Origin of the sequence: Methylobacillus rhizosphaerae (assembly GCF_900187985.1) — a bacterium.
Lineage (GTDB): Bacteria > Pseudomonadota > Gammaproteobacteria > Burkholderiales > Methylophilaceae > Methylobacillus > Methylobacillus rhizosphaerae.
In genome coordinates this window covers 130,333-150,970 of sequence record NZ_FZOA01000002.1, presented here as the reverse complement: position 1 = coordinate 150,970, position 20,638 = coordinate 130,333, and the positions used below count along the sequence as shown (strand labels likewise).

Sequence of the window (20,638 nt, the reverse complement as noted above, 5' to 3'; positions counted from 1 at the left end):
TTCAAGTCACGAAAAACCCTTGCACATCAAGGCCTCGAGAGTAGCGCAATTCCTGATTTTAAGCAAGAATCCAATTCATTTTATAGGTAGTAAATCTGCCGGATTACTCCTCAAGCTATCACAACAGGTTTTAAAAAAAATGACTTTAGGGCAAAATCCAATGTTGGCTTGAATTTTAGTGTTTTGTTTTATAGAACTGTCCATTCACTATGGTATCACTTGCATCCGTTACCACACTGCCCACCCAGGGCCACGATCCGCAATTCAGTACCCAGTTGCCGGTCTCCTGGTATGTGGACCCGGCTATTTACGCACTGGAACAACAACACTTGCTCGCCCATGCGCCACAGTACCTTGGGCATGAACTCATGGTGCCCGAGATTGGTAGCTATCACGCTCTGGAATGGATGAACAACGCCAAGGCATTGATCCGCAATGAAAACGGCATTGAACTGATCAGCAATGTCTGCCGCCACAGACAGGCCTTGATGCTCAAGGGCAGTGGTAAGACAAAAAATATCATCTGCCCCCTGCATCGCTGGACTTACGATACGCAAGGCACACTGCTGGGCGCTCCTCATTTTAAGGAAAACCCCTGCCTTCACCTGAACAAGGTCAGCCTGAAAAACTGGCAGGGCTTGCTATTCGACGGCAAGCGCGACATTGCGCAAGACCTCAACAAACTGGGGTGCAAACAGAGTTTTGACTTCACGGGCTACAAGCTCAACCGTGTCATAGTGGATGAGTACAACTTCAACTGGAAGACTTTTATTGAAGTCTACCTGGAGGATTACCATGTCGGCCCGTTCCATCCTGGCCTGGGCAACTTCGTGGATTGTGATGACCTGAACTGGGAATTTGGCGATTGGTACAGCGTGCAAACTGTCGGCGTGCACAAGGCGCTGGAGAAATCCGGCTCACGCATCTATGATCATTGGCAGAGCGAAGTGCTGCGCTACAACAAGCAGCCTCCCAGGCATGGCGCTATCTGGATGGTCTACTACCCATTCCTCATGATTGAATGGTACCCAAACACCCTGGTAGTTTCCCACATCATTCCAAGAGGTCCCTCCTCTTGCACCAATGTCGTGGAATTTTACTATCCTGAAGACATTGCTCTGTTCGAAGAGGAGTTTGTTGCTGCGCAACAGGCTGCGTATACGGAAACAGCAGTAGAAGACATGGAAATCTGCCAGCGCATGCACGATGGCCGTGTCGCACTGGCGGCGCAAGGGCTGGATGAGCGCGGCCCCTACCAGCACCCAATGGAAACCGGAATGCAACATTTTCACGCCTGGTTGCGCAGGCAACTTGACCCGCACCTGGACAAATAAACATAGCAGGCCGCCCTGTTGGCCGCCTGCCTGATCACCCTGGACTGCTCACGCAGTCAGAAAGAATCATCTTGAATCTACCCAGACTCGGCAGCCTGTGGATGCTGGTTGCTGCCTTTTTCTTTGCCATCATGGGCGTACTGGTCAAGCTGGGCGCCGAAAAATTCGGCAGCGCTGAACTGGTGTTTTACCGCTCACTGTTCGGCCTGGTGTTCATCACCATCATGACACGGTATTACAAGGTCACGCTGAAAACCCCCTTGATCCGCACGCACATGAAGCGCGCCATTCTAGGCTTCATCTCACTGCTCTGCTTTTTCTTTTCCATCAGTGAGTTACCACTGGCTACTGCCATCACGCTTAATTACACCTCGCCACTATTCCTTGCCATGGCCATTCCGTTCATGCTGCATGAAAAACCGCGAAAATCACTCATTCTTGCCGTCATCATCGGCTTTATTGGCGTCGCCCTGCTACTGAAACCCAGCCTGCATATAGAAGAATTGATTGCTGGCACCATCGGCCTGCTTTCCGGAGCGATGGCAGGTGTTGTTTACGTACATGTGACCCAACTTGGGCGCGCGGGAGAGCCAGATTGGCGCACTGTGTTTTACTTTACCCTGGTCTGCACCGTTGGCAGTGGACTCTGGATGCTGTTCTACCATTCCACCGCCCTGAATTGGCAGGACATTCCTTTGCTGCTTGGCATAGGGGCTGCATCCACCATCGCCCAACTTGCCATGACCCGTGCCTATCGCACTGGTAATCCACTGGTCGTCGGTAGCCTGGCCTATACCACAGTACTGCTGGCTAGTTTGTTCGGCATCCTGATCTGGGGAGAAATGCTGTCACCTGACCGCTGGCTGGCAGTAGCCCTCATCATCCTCAGCGGCATCATCAGCGTCCGCTCCAGACCTAAGAAAACATGATCAAGGATCAATCAAGCCAGAACGCATGGCAATCAAGACAATTTCCGCTGAATTGCTGGCATTGAGTTTCTGCTTGATGTTATAGAGATGCGTACCGACTGTCCGCGGCGACAAAGATAAGGTGTCGGCAATTTCATTAGTGGTTTTGCCCTTAGCAAGTGCCATGAAGACCTCAAACTCACGGTCAGACAGTATATCCACCGGATTCTGCTGACCGGAAATTTGTTGTATCGCCATCTGCTGCGCCACATTGGCTTCCAGGTACATCTTGCCAGCTGCCACTGTATGAATAGCCTTGATCAGCTCTTCGGCAGCACTGCGCTTGGTCAGGTAACCCATGGCACCCGCGTTCAACACGCGTTTGGGGTGCACGGAATCCTCATGTGCAGACAGCACCAGAATGCGGGCATGCTCATCCTTGGCTCGTATACGGTCAATCGCCTCCAGTCCCCCGATGCCTGGCATGGTGATATCCATCACCACGACATCCGGTTTGTGCTCCTGGTATAACTTGATGCCCTGCTCGCCGCTCTCGGCCTCGGCAATCACCTGGATGGCCTGGTCAGACTCCAGCAGCAGTTTGAAACCCATGCGTACCACAGCATGATCATCCACCAGCATGACCCGGATTGTTGTACTCATTGCGCCACTCTCTCTGGCACCGTTACCAGAATGGTTGACCCTTCGCCCGGCAGGGAATCAACACTGAAACTGCCATACAAGGCCTGGGTGCGCTCCCGCATCCCCAATAAGCCGAAATGGCGGCTCTGATCCACATTGCACATATTCATGCCCACCCCGTTATCCTTGACCAAAAGTGTGAGCGTACCATTTTCATGCCGGGACAGGCTGATATCAATGCGATCAGCCTGCGCATGACGCAAGGCATTGGTCACCGACTCCTGGACAATACGATAAAGATTGATATTGATACTTTCCCCCAGCGGGTCCAGCCTGCCATGCAACTCAAGATTGAACTTCACCTGAGGATTCTGCGCCTGCCAGTCAGCCACGGAATCACGCAAGGCTTCCGATAAGCCCAGGTTATCCAGCGATCCGGGACGTAAATGACGGATGATGTTATGCATGCCGTCATAGATATGATTGGCTGCCGAGACTATGGTTTGTGCGCTGCTCTCGATCGCTGGCATTTCACTCCTGGTTTTATTGGCAATGGCAACCGCAAACGTCTTGATTGCCGTCACATATTGCCCCAGCTCATCATGCAGCTCGCGGGCCAGGCTGCGACGCTCATCCTCGATATGACGCTGGATCAAGTGCGTCAACTGGCGGTTTTCCTCCAATTTGCGGGCAGTTTCCTCAGCCAGCTTACGCTCGGTAATATCCCGCATACTACAAATCTCACCGATAATCTCACCGGTTTTCGGGTCCATCAACGGTGCTACAGAAAGCGACACATCCAGCAACTTGCCATCGCGCGCCACCCGCTGCGTATCATAATGCTCAATATTCCCTTCAGCCGCCAATGCAGCCTGGCTATACTCAAGCTCATGCCCATGATCAGGCGGCAGCAACAGACTCGCGGAATGACCAATGATATCTGCCGGCGCATAACCAAACATACGCTGCGCTGCCGGGTTCCAGAAGGAAATATTTCCACTGGGATCATGGATCATGATGGCATCCGCGGCCTGCTGCACGATCAATGCCAGCCGACGATTCTCCTCCGTACGGTCACGCAGCGACTCCCCCATCAGGTTGAAATTCTGCGCAATACGTGAAAATTCCGGAACATTGAACTTCGGCAGGCGAACATCCAGATTACCCTGCTCCACCGCAGAAATTGCCTTCAGAATATCATCCGCAGGCTTGAGCCAGCGCCCCAGCATCCAGTAAATCAAGGCATTCAGCAGCACAAAAAATACAAACTCAATCCAGAGTAGATTCTTGAATGAAGCCCAGGACTCACGTATCGCTCCCGCAGCATCGGAAGACACAACCAGCATCCCGAACCGGATACGGCGCGACACCACCTCCGGCTCCGGCTCGACCATGCGGGCAAACCATAAAGGTGGCGGCGAATCGCCTGCACGGTAAGTGGATGGCGGCGATTGATACATCAGCTCACCCTGCGCGTTATAAAGAAAAATCTCACTGCTGCGCACATGCCCGAGCGACTTGAGGAAAGTATGCATCACATCATGCGTATAGCCCCACTCCGGATTCTGCCGCGAATTGATGATCACCGTGTCCAGCAACTGCACCGTCACTCGGGTAGCCGCCTCCACACTCTCCTCCGTGGAAATACGCATGCCCTTGATCACCACATACCCCACTGCCAGCATCAACAGCAGCAGCAAAGTAGTAATCAGCAGATTGAACCTGACACGTAAACTCATAGTAAATTATCCAGCGGACTGCTCACCCAGAGCGCATCCTTTCAGTAGATCGGTAATCATCATTGTCGAAACATCACTGTGGCCCCATCACGCTCACACAGCAACGGTATCGTAACCGCTCTCAAGCAAATAGGCAGCAAAACTATAGAGAAAAGTATGCAGAATTGCATACTTGGCAATCCTGACACTCACCATAGTCTACCTCGGCGCTTATGCGGCAGAACTGCAACACTTTGTATACTCCCCATTGAAATCCAAGGATAAATTAATTTACAAAACAGCCACATATCCTGATTTTCATGGTGATTATTTGGTATTTTTTATTGTTCGCTTGCCAGCCGCTGCAATGGAAAAACTTAAAACCTCCATTGTTTCTGAACCTACCCATGAAACAAAGTAATTCGCTTGTGCCAATATGGATAAATTACAGACACCTATTGACGCCATGGCAAGCCAATATTCCCTGAAAAAACGTGCTACTCGCGAAGATATCCAGACAGCCATTTTAATTGCGAGGTAAAGCTAAACACTGCCCGCTTTGATGCTCCACCCTCAGCACCGCTGCTTGCCAAAATGTGGTGTGTCATATTTAATCCTTAGTCCGATCAGCGCTATGTGCAGGTCACTGTATCCGGCAAAAGGAATCTCATGCTCCCAGAAGAAACCGTCATTACTTTCAGTAAAACCAAAATATTCCTGCTTATCCTGGCTTCTCTTGCATTTGTCGGAGGCGGGTTGTGGATGGTGTTTCTTGATACGTTGCTCACTGAAACCCATCATCGTTTCAATCATGCGTGGCTGATGCAGGGGGCAGGATGGGTGATGATTGTGTTTTTTGGTTTTTGTGGTGTGGCAGCCATGCGTAGGTTGTTCAACAAGAAGCCCGCTCTTATTTTCAATGCGGCTGGCATTACGGATAATAGTAGTAGTCTTGCCGCTGGCCTGGTGCCATGGCGTGATATCACTGGGTTTGGTATTTACGAGTCACACAAGCAGAGAATCCTGATTGTTCAGGTCAAGAACCCGGATGAGTATATTGAAACTGGCAGCGCAATGAAACGCTCGTTGAAAAGAACCAATTTCAGGATGTGCGGCAGCCCAGTTGCCATTACTGCCAGTTCGCTCAGCATCAATTTTGATGAGTTGCAGAGAATCAGCAGTGAGTATTTTGCCCGCTATCATCAGGCATGATTGACAAGGTATTCCTGTGCAATCAATCAAAATACATTGCCTAACAAGGAAATAAGCACCTAAACTCAAGGAGTTAGCCATGAAATGGATACTGGCATTCGTATCACTCACATTTGCGCATGCGTTGTCAGCGGCCCCCGACCACTGGCCCAAGCAATTTCAAATCAGCAATGAAAAAGAGCAGACCATGGTGGTACTCTATGAGGATGGCAATGCGGCTTATTCTTCCCGCACGGTAAAGCCAGACGGTGCCGAGCTAGTGCTGGCCACTTCCAAGGCACATTGGGGATGGTGTCAATTGCAGGAAACAGTTTCTGAAAACTATTGCCTTTCCTTGTATATTGATGAGCTCCAGTCTAGCCAGCAAGGCAAATTCCGTCTCGATTACCTTTACACACCATCCACATTGACAGAAATCGACAAAACCGGGGTTCAGAGGGTACTGAAACTGCGTGACCATGAATGAACAGGCCCGCCCCCTCTCGTATCAGACATTGATGTGCTACGCATCGTACAGATTCCCTGAGTCATCAAGATGAACCATCCGCAGATTCGCTTCAATAATGGCGCCACTTATGAACAATACATGGGTAAATGGAGCCAACTTGCAGGCCAGGTGTTTCTCGACTGGCTTGCCCCGGCACCAGGCATGCGCTGGCTGGATGTGGGATGTGGCAATGGGGCTTTCACTGAAATGCTCATCGAACAGTGCTCGCCTCTTTCAGTGCATGGGATAGATCCATCGGAAGCACAGCTTGCCTACGCCCAGGCACGTCCTGCCCTGCACGCCGCCCAGCTCAGTTGTGGAGATGCCATGGCGTTGCCCTACCCTGGTAATCTGTTCGATGTGGCAGTCATGCCATTAGTGATTTTCTTTGTGCCAGACCCGCTCAAAGGGGTGATGGAGATGGTACGCACTGTCAGTCCGGATGGCATGGTGGCGGCCTATGCCTGGGACATGGAGCATGGTGGATTTCCTTATCATGCGCTGCATACCGAAATGCGCGAGCTGGGCGTATCCATTCCTGCCCCACCCAGCCCTGACGCCTCCAGCATAGAGGTGATGCGGGATTTGTGGACTGCAGCCGGGCTGCATGACATCGACACTCGAAAAATTACCGTCCAACGCATTTTTGCCAGTTTCGATGAATATTGGACAATCGCGCTAGGCGCTCCCAGTGTTGGACAGAAGCTCGCCGCCATGAGCCCCAGCGACATTGCCACTCTCAAGACACGCATGCGCGCATGCTTGCCGACCGATACCTCAGGACGCATTATATGCAACGCTTGCGCCAATGCAGTCAAAGGCCATGTCCCGGCACCACGCTGAACCTATTGAACCTAGCAGTCATACCAGGCAGAATCGCATCATGCTTTCCAGCACAGTCAAGTAAGGCAAAATAATAGGAATATCATTAGCCTAGTCGTCATACCTCTGGGCTGATACCTCGCAGTAAACGTACCGGCAGGTTTTCCATGGCATAAAAAACTGAATTGAGGGGGAAGAAAAATGAATGAAGCATCTGCGACCAAGCAGAAGAATATCGACGAGAAATTCTGCAAGGACTGTGGTGAGATCATCAATGAAAAAGCGGAAATCTGCCCCAAGTGTGGCGTCAGGCAATTACCGGCTCCCGGCTCGCTGTCTTCTGTAGCACCCAATGGCAAAAGCAAGCTGGTTGCTGCGCTGCTTGCATTCTTCCTCGGTGGTTTCGGCATTCATAAATTCTATCTGGGTCGCATTGGCTGGGGCATTGTGTACCTGTTGTTCTTCTGGACTTTCATCCCGGCCATCATCGCCTTTATCGAGTTCATCCTCTACCTGGTCATGAGCGATGAGGAATTCAACCGTAAATATGGCGGCGCGTGAGCAGCATGATGAAAATCACCAACTCCATGAGTGATGCCATCGTTTCAGTTATCGCATCTGGCTTGCTTATCGGCGGCTTCATGTTTATTTCTCAAACGTATGCACAATACCTGCCTGCTTTTCTGGCATTGTCCACCCTCTATTTCATGGTGGCGGCACTGACTGTAGCTCTAGTCACCCGCATCAGCGGCGTAACCATGCCGGAAGTGGAAATCAAGGCTCCCGTATTCACCAGCCTTGGACGACGGCCATTTGCCGCCCTTGCTGCTTTCTACCTGGCAATCGTATCCCTGATATTCGCCATCATGCTTTTTCTGGCAGGACACATGGCCAGGGGCTGGCTGTTCATCCTGGCGGGCTATTTCATCACGACCTTGTTTGTAGTTCCCCATTTCAGGAAAAGAACCGCTACTGCCATACTGGCCATCCTGTTCGGCTGGCTGGGCATCCACAAGTTCTATCTCGCGCGTAATGGCTGGGTGTATGTATTGTTCTTCTGGACATTCATCCCCACCATCGTGTCCGTGGTTGAGGGCATGCGTTACCTGCTGATGAGCGATGAAACATTCGCCGGCAAGTACACTGTCCAAGGAAGTGCCGCTGAATCCACAGCCTGATACCGCATACTGCCGTGCTTTCTCACATATAATTGCATCATGCCAAATAAATACAAAGAAATATTCAACCTGTCGATGGCCACTATTGTTGGTACTGTGGCCGGGTTAAGCCTGGATAACCTTGGCCTGGGAGCATTGATCGGCATCACGGTCGGGATTGTGTTTTCCCTGTTCAACCGGCCTGACAAAGGTTAACCTCTATGCCACGCCTACGCTGGTTGCAGTGTGGCACCCTGTTCCTGCTTGCGGCCCTGGTAATCTCCGGCATTCAGCCCTACGACAGACTGACCTGGCTGATGGAAGTGCTGCCCGTGCTCATTGTGCTGCCTGCGTTGTGGGCGACTTACCGCCATTATCCATTGACCACACTGCTCTACGGCCTGATCTTCCTGCATGCGCTGGTATTGATCATGGGCGGTGCCTATAGCTATGCGCGCGTCCCGCTTGGTTTCGAGATGGCACAGTGGCTGGGACTGGAACGCAATCCTTATGACAAGATCGGGCATTTTATGCAAGGCTTCGTGCCTGCGATCGCTGTACGGGAAATCCTGCTGCGCGGCGCTTATGTCAAGGGAAGAAAGATGCTGGCGTTCCTGGTGTTAAGTGTCGTGCTTGCCATCAGCGCTACCTATGAATTGATCGAATGGGCAGCGGCGCTGATCATGGGACAAGGTGCCGATGAATTCCTCGGCACGCAAGGCTACGAATGGGATACACAATCTGACATGGCATTTGCGCTTCTGGGTGGCATCTCTGCATTGTGGCTGCTGTCGCGCCTGCACGACCGCGCGCTGGTGCGGCTGGGACGATAGGCCGGGCTAGTGCCAGGGAAACGTAAGTTGTGGCATTTTTTCCGTAGTAACCCAGAAGAAAAACGAACTTACAACGCAAATACGTTCAGTGCGCCGCTACCCGGAGCTGCATTGTAATCATTCAACTCGCGGAACGCGCCTGCTGTACCGGCTCCATCACTGTCCTCAGTGAGCCCCTGGTTGAGTGCAACCCCGGCCCAGCCTCCCACGCCTGAAAACACTGCGATATATTGTCTGCCCCGGTGCTGGTAGGTCATGGGATTACCCACAATGCCCGAACCCACCTGGAAACGCCATAGCTCCTTGCCGTCCCGCGCATCCAGTGCCTTGAACCAACGATCCAGGGTGCCGTAAAACACCAGGTGCCCAGCAGTGGCCAGTGCCCCGCTCCAGACTGCAAATTTCTCCTGCTTATACCAGACCTGCTTTCCCTTGAGCCCGTCCCAGGCCATAAACGCCCCCATGTTGCCATCCGGTCCAGGCTGCATGGTCAGGCTTGCACCTGCCCACGGCTGGCCGGCAACATATTTGGCTTCCACGGCCTCATATGTCATGCAGAGATGGTTCAACGGCACATAGAACCAGCCACTTTGTGGCGAGTACGCCGCAGGCTGCATATTCTTGGCACCAATGGCAGAAGGACAGATCGCCTCGGTTTCATGGTCTTCATGCGTAGAGTAACGGGCATCCTTGAGCGGCACCCCGGTTTGCAGGTCAATACCTGTGGCCCAATTGACGAAAGGATGCATTTTTTCCGCGACCAGCAGTTTTCCGGTCTCGCGTTCCAGAGTATAGGCAAACCCATTGCGGTCAAAGTGAGTCGCCAGTTTCTGTTGCTCATGATCCCATAGGATCAGCTCATTGACGCTGTCATAATCCCACTCATCGTGTGGTGTCAGCTGATAACCCCAACGCGCCATGCCGGTATCAAGATCACGGGCAAAAAGCGTCATCGCCCATTTGTTGTCGCCTGGCCGGATATCAGGATTCCAGACCGATGGATTACCCGTGCCGTAGTACACCAGGTTAAGCCTGGGATCAAAGGAAAACCAGCCCCATACTGGCCCGCCTCCATGCTCCCAGCCATTGGCAGCAGCCTGGGGCTTGAGCCAGGTTTTTATTCCCAGGTCAGTTTCGGGAAATTTCAGTTTTTCCTTGGGCAAGGCACGAAACGAGCCGCCTTCCTTGTTGCCGCCCGCAACATCTTCATATACCGACAACGCACTGTATTGCGGATTATCGGCATTGAATCCAGCGCCTATCAGTACATCACTATCAGGGCCTGTGCTATAGGCTTTCCACTGCAATTCTCCATCCTTCAAGGCATAGGCTGCAAGAAAGCAGCGCACGCCAAACTCGCCTCCACTACAGCCAGTCAGCACTTTGTCACGAAAAACATAAGGCGCATTGGTATTGGTCGCACCCTGTTCAGGATCATTGACCTGTACTTCCCACACCTTATGACCATCGTGGCTATCCAGGGCAACCAGCAGACCATTGTTCTGCTGCAACAATATCTTGCCATCCCCGTACGCCAGTCCCCGGCTGATATTGTCGCAACAGAGAATCGCCTCGATATCGCTGGACTGCTTGGGAAAATACGCCCAGAGGATTTTCTGGTCATGATCCAGGTCCAGCGCATAAACATTATTGGGGAACGCCGTATGCACATACATCACATTACCGATCACCAGCGGCGCGCCCTCATGCCCACGCTGTATCCCGGTGGAAAAACTCCATGCGAGCTTGAGCTGTGAGACATTGCGTCGATTGACCTGACTGAGACGACTATAGCCCTGATTATAGTAATCCTTGCGCGGACTGACCCACTGCCGGTCATCCTGTGTCAGGCGCTGTAGTGAATCTTCTGCTGATAGCGCATAAGTGGAAACAAAAAACAAAGAAAGTAGAGTAAAGGAATATCGTGTTTGCATTTCTGATTCAACGCATCAGCATAGCTGGCGCTGACATAAGATATGGGTGTATTTACAGTAATGGCTTATCTGCAATGACATAGCGCGGTATGACTATAGGATATATTCACAAATTTAAATAAGAATTACTCAACATAGCAGCCCACTACCGGATTTTATGTAGTCTTCTTTATCAAAGTTGGTTAGAATCCTTGGCAAAATTAGAATATTAACAATTGTCAAAAAAAGTATCTTTTTAATAATTTAAATTAAAATCAATAATATGCATAAGCTCTCATTATCTCTCGGGCTAATCTTTTTGTGTAGTCTATCGGGGTGCAGTACAAATCCTTCCCAATCGCAAACTGTGCGTATCTGCGATGAGCAAGGTTGCTCCGATCGTCCACGGAACACCCAGACTTTCACTCCAGAATCCCCTATCAGCGCCACTGAAGAGTTAAAAATTCAACAACTTACCAAAGTCGCTGAACAAGATCCGCGGGCAGCTTTTGACCTCGGACTACGTTATTTTCGTGGCGATGGCATCACTCGCAACTCATATCAAGCACTGACTTGGATGCGCCATGCAGCAGAACATGGTGATATTGATGCACAACTTGCTGTTGGTCGATTCTATCTCATGGGTCTTGAGGAAATGGGCTCTGACCCGGCTGAAGCCGAGTCCTGGCTAAGCATGGCTGCTGCCAAAGGCAACTCGGAGGCACAACAGCTATTAAAACAAGCTCAAGAAGCCAAAAAGAATGAAATTGAATACAGAAAATGGCTCAGCTTATACCGTCCATCTTGGTACGGATACTGGCACAGCGGTTATCACTACCGCAGCTACTGGCGCGATTCCTCCTGGTATTTCTACTAATCATTTAATCAACCTGTTATTTAAGAGAAAATAATATGCTTCTGAAAAACTTGAGCAAGGCAATGTATGTCTTATTACCCCTGTCATTGGCTGGCTGTGTCAGTGATGGTGGTCCACTGGGAGGGATGCTCACTACTGGTTCATCCTCTACTGCTGCATCAGGTGCAGCAGCAGGTGGCACCAGTGTAAATGCAAACTCAAAACTGGAACATTGCGATGCTCCTCTTGGTACTATTGCTGTAGATGATGGTCGAGATAAAGAATGGTTCGCCTCTTTTGGCGCTGCAACCAAGGTAACCAGCATTGAGCCTTTATTGCGCCTGGCAGTCCAGCAATCAAATTGCTTCGTGATTACAGCCATCGGTAACAGTCGTACTGACAGCCGCCTTTCCGCCATCACCGATAAACAACGCAACTCCGGTGAATACCGCGCAGGCTCCAAGCAACAAAAAGGCCAACGCGTTGCTGCTGATTACTACCTGGAACCCGCTATCATCATAGACAACGACTCTACCGGCAAGATTGCTGGTGCACTCGGCAGCCTGGTGGGTAGCACTGTTGGTGTACTGGCCGGCGCGATGGAATCCAAAGTTTCAGTCGTGACATTGACCTTGCTTGACATCCGCTCTTCCGTACAGATCGGCATTTCTGAAGGTAATGCCACAGCAACCAATTTTGGTGCCGCCTTAGGCGCATTTGGTGGTGGTGCTGCCGGCGGACTAAGTGGCTTCTCTCGTACTCCAGAGGGTAAAGCAACTGTCGCTGCATTCATGGACTCCTACAACAACATGGTAATTTCCCTACGTAACTACAAGGCGCAAGAAGTTAAAGGCGGCCTGGGTACTGGCGGCCAACTAAAAGTCGGCAAGTAGCCTTAAACTACCTGCTTATTAGGTAGCTGTAAAAAAGAGAGTATCAAGGGATACTCTCTTTTTTTTGACATACATTTCCGGACAGAACTTGATAAGGCTCCAGAAATCCTGTCTGCTTGCAACTTAACTTTCAGCTAAACTAGAATTTTCATCAGCACAATCACTTTTCAATGTGGTCAAATCTTTTCATGGGGCTGGGTGCCGTCGGTCTCATGCTGCTTGGTATAGACTGGATGACACGCGGCCTGAAAACCGCAGCTGGCCCCAGTTTTATGCAATTGCTACAACGCTGGGCCGGCACGCCGCTGCAAGGTATTTTCATTGGCAGCATCAGCACGCTGGCGGTGCAATCATCCGCGGCCATCACTGTGACTATTGTCGGCTTCGCCAATGCCAATATTCTGTCGCTATCATCCGCCGCCTTCGTGATTTATGGCAGCAACCTCGGCAGCTCATTAAGTGCGTGGCTGGTAGCCGTGGTGGGTGGCAGCTTCAAGATGGACGGCCTGGCACTACCGATTCTGGGAATGGCCGTGATACTCAAGATGCTCAGCAAGCAATCTCGCAGCAAAGGCATTGGGGAGGCCTTGACTGGGGTTGCCCTGCTGTTTCTCGGGCTCAGCTACCTGAAAACCAGTTTTGATGCCGTATTCATCAATGTGGATTTTGCCTACCTCACCAGCCTGGGCGTATCGGGCATGCTACTTTCCTTACTGGCAGGCATTGCGCTTACTGTCGTCATGCAGTCCTCCCTGGCAGTCGTCGCCCTGGTCGTGACCGCCGTTTCCACGGGCTCAGTACCGCTGGAAATCGGGGCGGCAGTCGTTATCGGCTCCAACGTTGGTACCACCTCGACGGCCCTGCTGGCTACCCTGTCTGCCACAGCAACTGCCAAACGGGTTGCCAGCCTGCATGTGCTATTCAACGTCCTGACCGCCATCGTGGCCATGCTGATGCTCAAACCCCTGCTCTGGGGAATCCAGGGCATTGCCCTGTTTGTGTTCCACGACACCCAGCCGCAGTTTATCCTGGCCCTGTTCCACACCGCATTCAATGCATTGGGAGTGGTGCTGATGTACCCATTGACTCCTCCATTGATACGCTGGCTGGAAACCAGGTTCAAATCACCTTCGTACCAGGCACCATTCGTGCTGGATCAATCGAGCCTGGCCATACCCAGCCTGGCACTCAAGACCATGAGCATGGAAGGCATGCGGGCCGGACAGCTGATTGCACGCCAGGCGCTCATGATGGCGCAGCAACGGAAACTGGATGGACAACTGCTGGAAGACAACAAGCAGATACTGCAGAACCTGCACCTCTATATCGCCAAGCTGGCGCAACAAGGTATGTCGGCAAAAGAGGCCGGATTGCTCAATCAGCTGGCGCAAAACCAATTGCGCCTTTCCATGGCATTGCAACAGCTCCCTGGCCTTGCACGCCACATTAACCAGGATCCAACGGCTTTTGAGCTGGAGATTCCCTACTGGCAGGCCTTGAGCGATGCACCCTTACCGCCTGATCCGGTAGCATTGCGCAACGCTTACCGCCAATTCGTCCATGACCGCCAGAAGAAAAAACAACTGATTGTTCAGGATGTGCTATATGAACGCAAAGGGCAGGAATCCGGCGGAGACGATCTGCTCAGGCTAGCGGAAACCCGCCGCTTCAACCAGCAGATGACCAAGGCTTTACTGGCATTTATCAAGTTACAGGCCAGTTTCGACAAACAGGCCAAGCAGGCAAAAGCAACAGCGCCAGACAGGGTTGACGAAACGGACCCTGAAACAGAAACACAGGTTGAATGATTGCTGCCTACTGACTAGGCAGCAATCAGCCGCCACAGCGAAGTTACTTCGGCATACCTGGCCTGGTGCAAGGGGTCTGAAGCATCATGCGCCCGGGAATGGCGCGGTTTAATATCCAGCCTGTCCCGCACATTGAGTCCTGCATTGGCGATCATGTCCAACAGCTGCTGGCGTGAGCGCAGGCCAAGATGTTCGGCAATATCCGACAGGATGAGCCAGGCTTCGCCGCCAGGTGCCAGATGTGCTACCACACCATTCAGAAAGCCCTTGAGCATGGCGCTATCCGGATCATAAATGGCATATTCAATCGCCGCATTGGGCCTGGCAGGTATCCAGGGCGGATTACACACGATCAACGGCGCTCGGCCTTCCGGGAACAAATTGCACGCAAGCAACTCAACCTGCTGTGCCAGGCCAAGCCGCTGCATATTCTCCCGCGCGCAGGCCAGCGCCCTGTCATCCTGGTCTGTTGCCAGCACTTTCTTCACCCCACGTCGGGCAAGCACTGCCGCCAGCACACCACTGCCAGTACCTATGTCGAACGCAAGTGTGTCATCCGGCAAGGGAGCCTGGGCTACCAGATCTACGTATTCTCCACGCACCGGGGAAAAAACACCGTAGTACGGGTGAATGCGCGCATTGAGCGCGGGGACTTCCACACCTTTCTTGCGCCACTCGCAGGCGCCAATCAGGCCCTGCAACTCGCGCAAGGAGATCAGAGAGGATTGCCCGGCATCACCATACACCTGCTGGCATGCCTCACGTGCGTCAGGCGCACGCCGCAAGGCAATGCTGTAATCTGCTTCCAGCTCTACCAGCAGCATGCCAAGCACGCGCGCGCGCTGCGCCTGCGCCTGTCTGTGCAGGTGAAATGCCTCGGCAGCTTGTGTTGAGGTCTTTGCCGGCTTGCGCTCCATGCGGCGCGTCATGGCCTGTAACAATTGACGCGCATTCTGGAAATCGCCACGCCACAGCAAGGCAGTCCCTTCACATGCAAGACGATAGGCCTGATCAGCCCTGATAGTATCGTCCACCACCTGCACACGTACCGGTGCCTTACTGTGATTACCTGAGCGCCACAAGGCACGATGCTCTTGTGCATCTTCTTGCCAGACAACCATGGAATCAGGGGGTGATGCTGATATTGTGTTCAAATCAGAACTTTCCTTGCATATGATGCGTCAGTAGACTGCGGGATAAATAAAGCCTGTCATTATAGAGTATGGTCAGACCTGCTCCCACGAATACCATAAAGGATCACCATGTATAAAATCCTGCTACCAGCCCTGATTTCGCTTACCCTTACCGCCTGTGGTGATGTGGCAAAACTACCAATCGCTGCTGGCATGGGGCCAAAGCCGGAGTTACCGGAACCACGCAGCAGCATGATTCCCACCGTGAATATTGCCAAGGCCATCGGCTGGTCCGATGATGCCACACCCCAGCCAGCTGCAGGCACTCAAGTCAATGCATTTGCCAGGGACCTGGATCACCCGCGCTGGCTATATCAATTGCCTAATGGCGATATTCTCGTTGCCGAGACCAATAGTCCACCAAAAGAGGCGGGCAAATCCACCTTGCGTAGCTGGATTGCAGAGAAGTACATGAAGCGCGCCGGCGCCGGCACGCCCAGCGCAAACCGCATCACCCTGCTGCGGGATACCGATGGTGACGGCATTGCCGATCAACGCTCTGTGTTTCTCAAGGACTTGCATTCACCTTTCGGCATGGCACTCATAGGCAGCACATTCTTTGTTGCCAACGCCGACAGCATTGTTACCTTTCCTTATCACGAGGGCGACACCAGCATCACTGCGGCACCGATCAAGTTCATCGACTTGCCAGGCCTGCCACTGAACCACCACTGGACAAAAAACCTGATTGCCAGCAAGGATGGGCACAAACTATACGTCACTGTCGGCTCCAACAGTAATATTGGCGAAAATGGCATGCAGATAGAAGAAGGCCGTGCTGCCATTTGGGAAGTGGACTCCCAGACCGGCGCACACCGCATTTTTGCCTCTGGCCTGCGTAACCCCAATGGGCTGGCCTGGGAGCCTGACAGCGGCGCATTATGGACCGCAGTCAACGAGCGTGATGAAATCGGCAGCGACCTGGTTCCCGACTACATTACATCAGTGCAGGATGGCGGTTTTTACGGTTGGCCCTATAGTTATTATGGCAACCATGTCGATGTCCGTGTGCAACCAGAACAGCCGGACCTGGTCGCCAAGGCAATCGCGCCGGATTATGCTGTCGGGCCACACACAGCATCCCTTGGTCTTGCGGCAGCCAGGGGCAATACCCTGCCAGCGCAATTTGCCAATGGCATGTTCATCGGGCAGCATGGCTCATGGAATCGCAACCCGAGCAGTGGCTACAAGGTGTTGTTCGTACCGTTTGCGGACGGCAAGCCATCCGGAGCACCGCTGGATGTGCTGACAGGCTTTCTCAACAAACAGGGTAAAGCCCAGGGACGTCCGGTCGGCGTGCTGGTTGACCAGAAAGGGGCATTGATGGTCGCCGATGATGTAGGCAACACTATCTGGCGTGTCACCGCAGCGTCAGCAAATTAATGAACACAGATACGGAATTCTTCCCGATCTGGCAAACAGCCCGGTAAAGGGCTTGCCCATGCTTTTTCCAGCATGCTCTAATGCGGCATCCCTCAGTTGCCGCATCTAACCTGGAATCATGCACATGGCCAAGCCCTTTTTCCCCATCGCCCTCTGTCTCAGCCTGTTGGTAGTATCCCCAACGCAGGCTGCAAAACCTGAGAAGGATCAAGCCAGGGAGGCTGCAGTGCATTTCTTTGAAGACTATGCTGCACTGAAAAAGACCAGCGAAGTGGTGGGCTTGCCCAACATGCAGCAACTTGATGCCATCTCACACCATTTCATCCCGAAACTGCATCGTATTTTCTACATTTCACTGCGAGAGCAACATCGCTGCCGCTCCCGCGAAAAACCCACACCCTGGTCCAGTGGCGATCTGTTCACATCCAATAATGACGGCTTCACCAGCTTCACGATTGATCCCAGCATTACCAATCAATATGGGCGCCAGTCGACCGTGCATTTCACCCTGGAAAAAGACGGCAAGATCCAGCAATGGGATGATGAAGTCATTCTGCGCAAAGAAAACGGCGAGTGGATGATTTACGATATCGAATACCACGCGCTATTTGCCACTAACAAGATGGGGAAAAGCCTGCAGTCTGTAATCGACAAGAATCCTGCCTGCTGATCCGGTCATGCTTCGACCAAACCCATATCACCGGCTGACACTCCGACACATATCCACGCGCGCTATACGTTAGGCAAATACCTGCTGCCACAAGGCGCGTACTGCGGATACCTCGCTCTCGACCCGGGACAAGGGAACACGCGCTTTGCTATCTCCTTGCAAGCGCAGGGCATGCTGGCGCCGTCGGTAATCGCGATAAACCTGCGCCACCCGGTTTGCCAGGGTGGCATCTACCAGGCCAAGCCCCCCTAGGATATCCAATAGCGCAATATTGCCAAGGTTGCGCGTCAATTGCGGATATTGGTGCGCATGCGCCAGAACCAGATACTGCACGATGAACTCCACGTCGACGATACCGCCGCTATCATGCTTGAGGTCAAACAACTCTCCATGGTTGGGATGTGCCTGCTGCATTTTCTGCCGCATCGCAGCCACTTCTGCCTTGAGCGCCTGCTTATCCCTGGATTGGCACAACACTTCTTCGCGGATACGCTCAAAAGCAGCGCCAATGGCCTGATTCCCGGCACAGAAACGTGCCCTAGTCAATGCCTGGTGTTCCCACACCCAGGCCTTTTCCTGCTGATACGTCCTGAATGCCTGCACGGAGCTGACCAGCAAACCACTGGCGCCATCAGGCCGCAGCTGCATATCCGTTTCATACAGAATCCCTGCTGATGTCATGCTGCTCAGCCAGGTATTGATACGCTGGCCGAACTTGGCGTACACCTCTCCCGCCTCCGGCGCTTCGTCATCATATAGAAAGATGATATCGAGATCTGAAGCATATCCCAACTCCTTGCCGCCAAGTTTTCCGTAACCGATGATGGCGAACTGCGGTTCCTCACGATGATGCTGGCGCAGATTGGGCCAAATGGCCTTGAGCGTGACTTCCAGAATCATGTCCGCCAATGCGCTGAGATAATCCGACAGGGTTTCCAGTGCCAGTTCTCCCGCCACATCCGTAGCCGCAAAGCGAAATACGGCTGCATGCTTGAACTGCCGCATTTCATCCATTTGCCTTTCAACATCCCCAGCCTGGGCCGCGACCCGGCGCCCAATATCAGCATGCATGGCAGAAAAATCAGGTGCAGCATAAAGATTACGGGTATCCAGCAATTCATCCAGCAGGATGGGATGCTGGGTCAGGTATTGCGCAAGCCAGGGACTGGCCCCGACGATACGCATGACCAGGGTAAGCGCCGACGGGTATTCGGCCAACAGGGCCAGGTAACTCGCGCGCCTGCATATGCTGTCCAGCAGGTCAGCGACTCGGGTCACCACCGTGTCCGGCTCCGGTTCATGTGCCGCCCCGGCAATGGCCAGCGGCATCAGGGTATCAAAACGCTGCCGGCTGATTTCCGGCAATTGTTTGTAGCGTGGACTATCGTGCAGGCTCAACAGCTTGCGCAAGGTTTCTGCCGGTTCGGCATAGCCCAGTTGCGCCATTGCATTGACTGCCTCTTCCCCTTCAATCGCCCGCTTCCACAGCGCAACCTCCTGCTGCTGCACATCTTCTTGTGTGCGTTCTTCCGCTGGGTCGCTGAATACCTCCTCAAAATGGTGCTGCACCAGGGTCCGGTGCTGCTCCAGCGCGGTCAGGAATACATCCCAGTGCGCAAAACCCATCCCCAGCGCAATCCGGCTGCGGCTCTCTTCATTGGCCGGCAAGTCCTGGGTCTGCGTATCCTCAAGATATTGCAGACGATGTTCCAGATTGCGCAGGAATACATAAGCTTCTTTCAGCTCATGCACAATCTTTCCGGTCAACAGGCCTTTCTCCTCAAGCAAGTCCAGCACTGCAAGCGTAGGCCTGATCTGCAGGCTGGCATCACGCCCGCCACGGATCAGCTGGAACACCTGGGCAATGAATTCAACCTCGCGGATGCCGCCACGCCCCAGCTTGATGTTGTCATGCATATCACGGCGGTTGACATCCCGCTGTATCTGCAGCTTGAGATCACGCATGGAGGCAAAAGCGCCAAAATCCAGGTACTTGCGGAACACGAATGGCCGCAATAGCTGGCTCAGCCCCTGGTCAGGCCCAGCCACCACTCGTCCCTTGATCCAGGCATAACGCTCCCATTCGCGCCCCTGATTCTGGTAATACTCCTCCAGCATGGCAAAACTGCAGGCCAGCGGCCCTTCTGAGCCATAGGGCCGCAAGCGCATATCGACACGGAAGACAAAACCATCCTCGGTAATCTCATCAATGGCCGCAATCAGGCGCTTGGCAAGACGCGTGAAGAACTCCATATTGCTGACGGATTTCGCGCCGACGGTTTCTCCATCTTCGGCAAACGCAAAAATCAGGTCAATATCAGACGAAACATTCAGCTCATACCCGCCCAGCTTGCCCATGCCGACCACAATGAGCTGCTGGCGCTCATTGCTTTCCTCCCCCATGGGGATGCCATATTGCGCTTCTACCCAGGGCGTCAGGTATGACAAGGCATGCTGTAGGGTTACTTCTGCCAGCGCACTCGTCACCTGCATGACTTCACCGAGGTTACCTAGCCCATTCAAGTCCCGCACGATCAAGCGCAGCATAGCGCGCTGGCGCAACTGACGTAACGCCCGCTTGAGACTGGCATCATCCGTCACATCCTGCTGGCACAGCCACTCCTGCATCTCGGACGCTGTCCATGGTTGATACAGGTTCTCCACCAGTTCCGGCAGTAATACCGCATCACTATTCACCAGCCTGGCAATGAATGGGCTGCATTGAACAGCGTGCAATAAATATTGTTCTTCTCGGGACAGGTCTATATCCGGCTGCAAAATCTGTGATAGTGTGCGCATCGTTAAACTT

General features: G+C 52.8%; 19 protein-coding genes. 14 read left to right on the top strand and 5 right to left on the bottom strand.

Annotated elements, in window-relative coordinates; translation table 11 throughout:
- The first annotated feature begins 209 nt into the window (after window positions 1–209).
- Entirely contained in the window at window positions 210–1,334 is a 1,125-nt protein-coding gene (locus tag CHB59_RS02890) for an aromatic ring-hydroxylating oxygenase subunit alpha (RefSeq protein WP_089374736.1), read from the top strand.
- Between the two features lie 71 nt (window positions 1,335–1,405).
- The gene (locus CHB59_RS02885) at window positions 1,406–2,263 is read left to right on the top strand and encodes a DMT family transporter (protein WP_281252005.1); all 858 of its coding nucleotides are present in this window, start codon (window positions 1,406–1,408) and stop codon (window positions 2,261–2,263) included.
- Here CHB59_RS02885 and CHB59_RS02880 read toward each other — a convergent pair whose 3' ends face one another.
- Complete coding sequence (locus CHB59_RS02880) at window positions 2,264–2,905, bottom strand: response regulator (RefSeq protein WP_179212051.1); 642 nt, start codon at window positions 2,903–2,905, stop codon at window positions 2,264–2,266.
- The gene (locus tag CHB59_RS02875) at window positions 2,902–4,623 is read right to left on the bottom strand and encodes a PAS domain S-box protein (RefSeq protein ID WP_089374733.1); all 1,722 of its coding nucleotides are present in this window, start codon (window positions 4,621–4,623) and stop codon (window positions 2,902–2,904) included. Before CHB59_RS02875 ends, CHB59_RS02880 begins: the two co-directional genes overlap by 4 nt.
- Window positions 4,624–4,795: 172 nt before the next feature.
- Here CHB59_RS02875 and CHB59_RS02870 point away from each other — a divergent pair, with 172 nt between their 5' ends.
- From CHB59_RS02870 to CHB59_RS02840, 7 genes are all read left to right on the top strand, one after another.
- Window positions 4,796–5,023 carry a hypothetical protein gene (locus tag CHB59_RS02870; RefSeq protein ID WP_089374732.1) on the top strand — a complete coding sequence of 76 codons (228 nt, stop codon included), beginning with the start codon at window positions 4,796–4,798 and terminating at the stop codon, window positions 5,021–5,023.
- Between the two features lie 248 nt (window positions 5,024–5,271).
- Window positions 5,272–5,814 (top strand): STM3941 family protein, encoded by a 543-nt coding sequence (locus tag CHB59_RS02865; protein WP_089374731.1) that lies wholly within the window; start codon window positions 5,272–5,274, stop codon window positions 5,812–5,814.
- A gap of 79 nt (window positions 5,815–5,893) precedes the next feature.
- A complete protein-coding gene (locus CHB59_RS02860; protein ID WP_089374730.1) occupies window positions 5,894–6,280 on the top strand; it encodes a hypothetical protein in 387 nt (128 codons plus the stop codon).
- Window positions 6,281–6,349: 69 nt separating this feature from the next.
- Complete coding sequence (locus CHB59_RS02855; RefSeq protein WP_089374729.1) at window positions 6,350–7,144, top strand: class I SAM-dependent methyltransferase; 795 nt, start codon at window positions 6,350–6,352, stop codon at window positions 7,142–7,144.
- 180 nt (window positions 7,145–7,324) lie between these two features.
- Window positions 7,325–7,684 carry a TM2 domain-containing protein gene (locus CHB59_RS02850; protein WP_089374728.1) on the top strand — a complete coding sequence of 120 codons (360 nt, stop codon included), beginning with the start codon at window positions 7,325–7,327 and terminating at the stop codon, window positions 7,682–7,684.
- A 5-nt stretch (window positions 7,685–7,689) separates the two neighbouring features.
- A complete protein-coding gene (locus CHB59_RS11775) occupies window positions 7,690–8,301 on the top strand; it encodes a TM2 domain-containing protein (RefSeq protein ID WP_218816195.1) in 612 nt (203 codons plus the stop codon).
- A 200-nt stretch (window positions 8,302–8,501) separates the two neighbouring features.
- Window positions 8,502–9,113, top strand: coding sequence for a DUF2238 domain-containing protein (locus tag CHB59_RS02840; RefSeq protein ID WP_089374727.1), 612 nt, complete (start codon window positions 8,502–8,504; stop codon window positions 9,111–9,113).
- A gap of 68 nt (window positions 9,114–9,181) precedes the next feature.
- Here the strand turns inward: CHB59_RS02840 and CHB59_RS02835 are convergent, their stop codons facing one another.
- Entirely contained in the window at window positions 9,182–11,047 is a 1,866-nt protein-coding gene (locus CHB59_RS02835; protein ID WP_089374726.1) for a methanol/ethanol family PQQ-dependent dehydrogenase, read from the bottom strand.
- A gap of 346 nt (window positions 11,048–11,393) precedes the next feature.
- On the opposite strand from CHB59_RS02835, the gene CHB59_RS02830 reads away from it, so the two are divergent.
- From CHB59_RS02830 to CHB59_RS02820, 3 genes are all read left to right on the top strand, one after another.
- Complete coding sequence (locus tag CHB59_RS02830) at window positions 11,394–11,903, top strand: tetratricopeptide repeat protein (RefSeq protein WP_218816194.1); 510 nt, start codon at window positions 11,394–11,396, stop codon at window positions 11,901–11,903.
- Between the two features lie 62 nt (window positions 11,904–11,965).
- Window positions 11,966–12,775 carry a hypothetical protein gene (locus CHB59_RS02825; protein ID WP_089374724.1) on the top strand — a complete coding sequence of 270 codons (810 nt, stop codon included), beginning with the start codon at window positions 11,966–11,968 and terminating at the stop codon, window positions 12,773–12,775.
- 170 nt (window positions 12,776–12,945) lie between these two features.
- The gene (locus CHB59_RS02820) at window positions 12,946–14,583 is read left to right on the top strand and encodes a Na/Pi cotransporter family protein (protein WP_089374723.1); all 1,638 of its coding nucleotides are present in this window, start codon (window positions 12,946–12,948) and stop codon (window positions 14,581–14,583) included.
- 14 nt (window positions 14,584–14,597) lie between these two features.
- On the opposite strand, the gene CHB59_RS02815 is transcribed toward CHB59_RS02820, so the two are convergent.
- Window positions 14,598–15,704, bottom strand: coding sequence for a 50S ribosomal protein L11 methyltransferase (locus CHB59_RS02815; protein ID WP_089374722.1), 1,107 nt, complete (start codon window positions 15,702–15,704; stop codon window positions 14,598–14,600).
- A 141-nt stretch (window positions 15,705–15,845) separates the two neighbouring features.
- Here CHB59_RS02815 and CHB59_RS02810 point away from each other — a divergent pair, with 141 nt between their 5' ends.
- Together CHB59_RS02810 and CHB59_RS02805 are read left to right on the top strand one after the other, a co-directional pair.
- Window positions 15,846–17,159, top strand: coding sequence for a PQQ-dependent sugar dehydrogenase (locus CHB59_RS02810; protein WP_089374721.1), 1,314 nt, complete (start codon window positions 15,846–15,848; stop codon window positions 17,157–17,159).
- Between the two features lie 124 nt (window positions 17,160–17,283).
- A complete protein-coding gene (locus CHB59_RS02805; protein WP_179212050.1) occupies window positions 17,284–17,829 on the top strand; it encodes a DUF3828 domain-containing protein in 546 nt (181 codons plus the stop codon).
- A gap of 69 nt (window positions 17,830–17,898) precedes the next feature.
- On the opposite strand, the gene glnE is transcribed toward CHB59_RS02805, so the two are convergent.
- The gene (glnE, locus tag CHB59_RS02800) at window positions 17,899–20,628 is read right to left on the bottom strand and encodes a bifunctional [glutamate--ammonia ligase]-adenylyl-L-tyrosine phosphorylase/[glutamate--ammonia-ligase] adenylyltransferase (RefSeq protein ID WP_089374891.1); all 2,730 of its coding nucleotides are present in this window, start codon (window positions 20,626–20,628) and stop codon (window positions 17,899–17,901) included.
- Window positions 20,629–20,638: the final 10 nt, after the last annotated feature.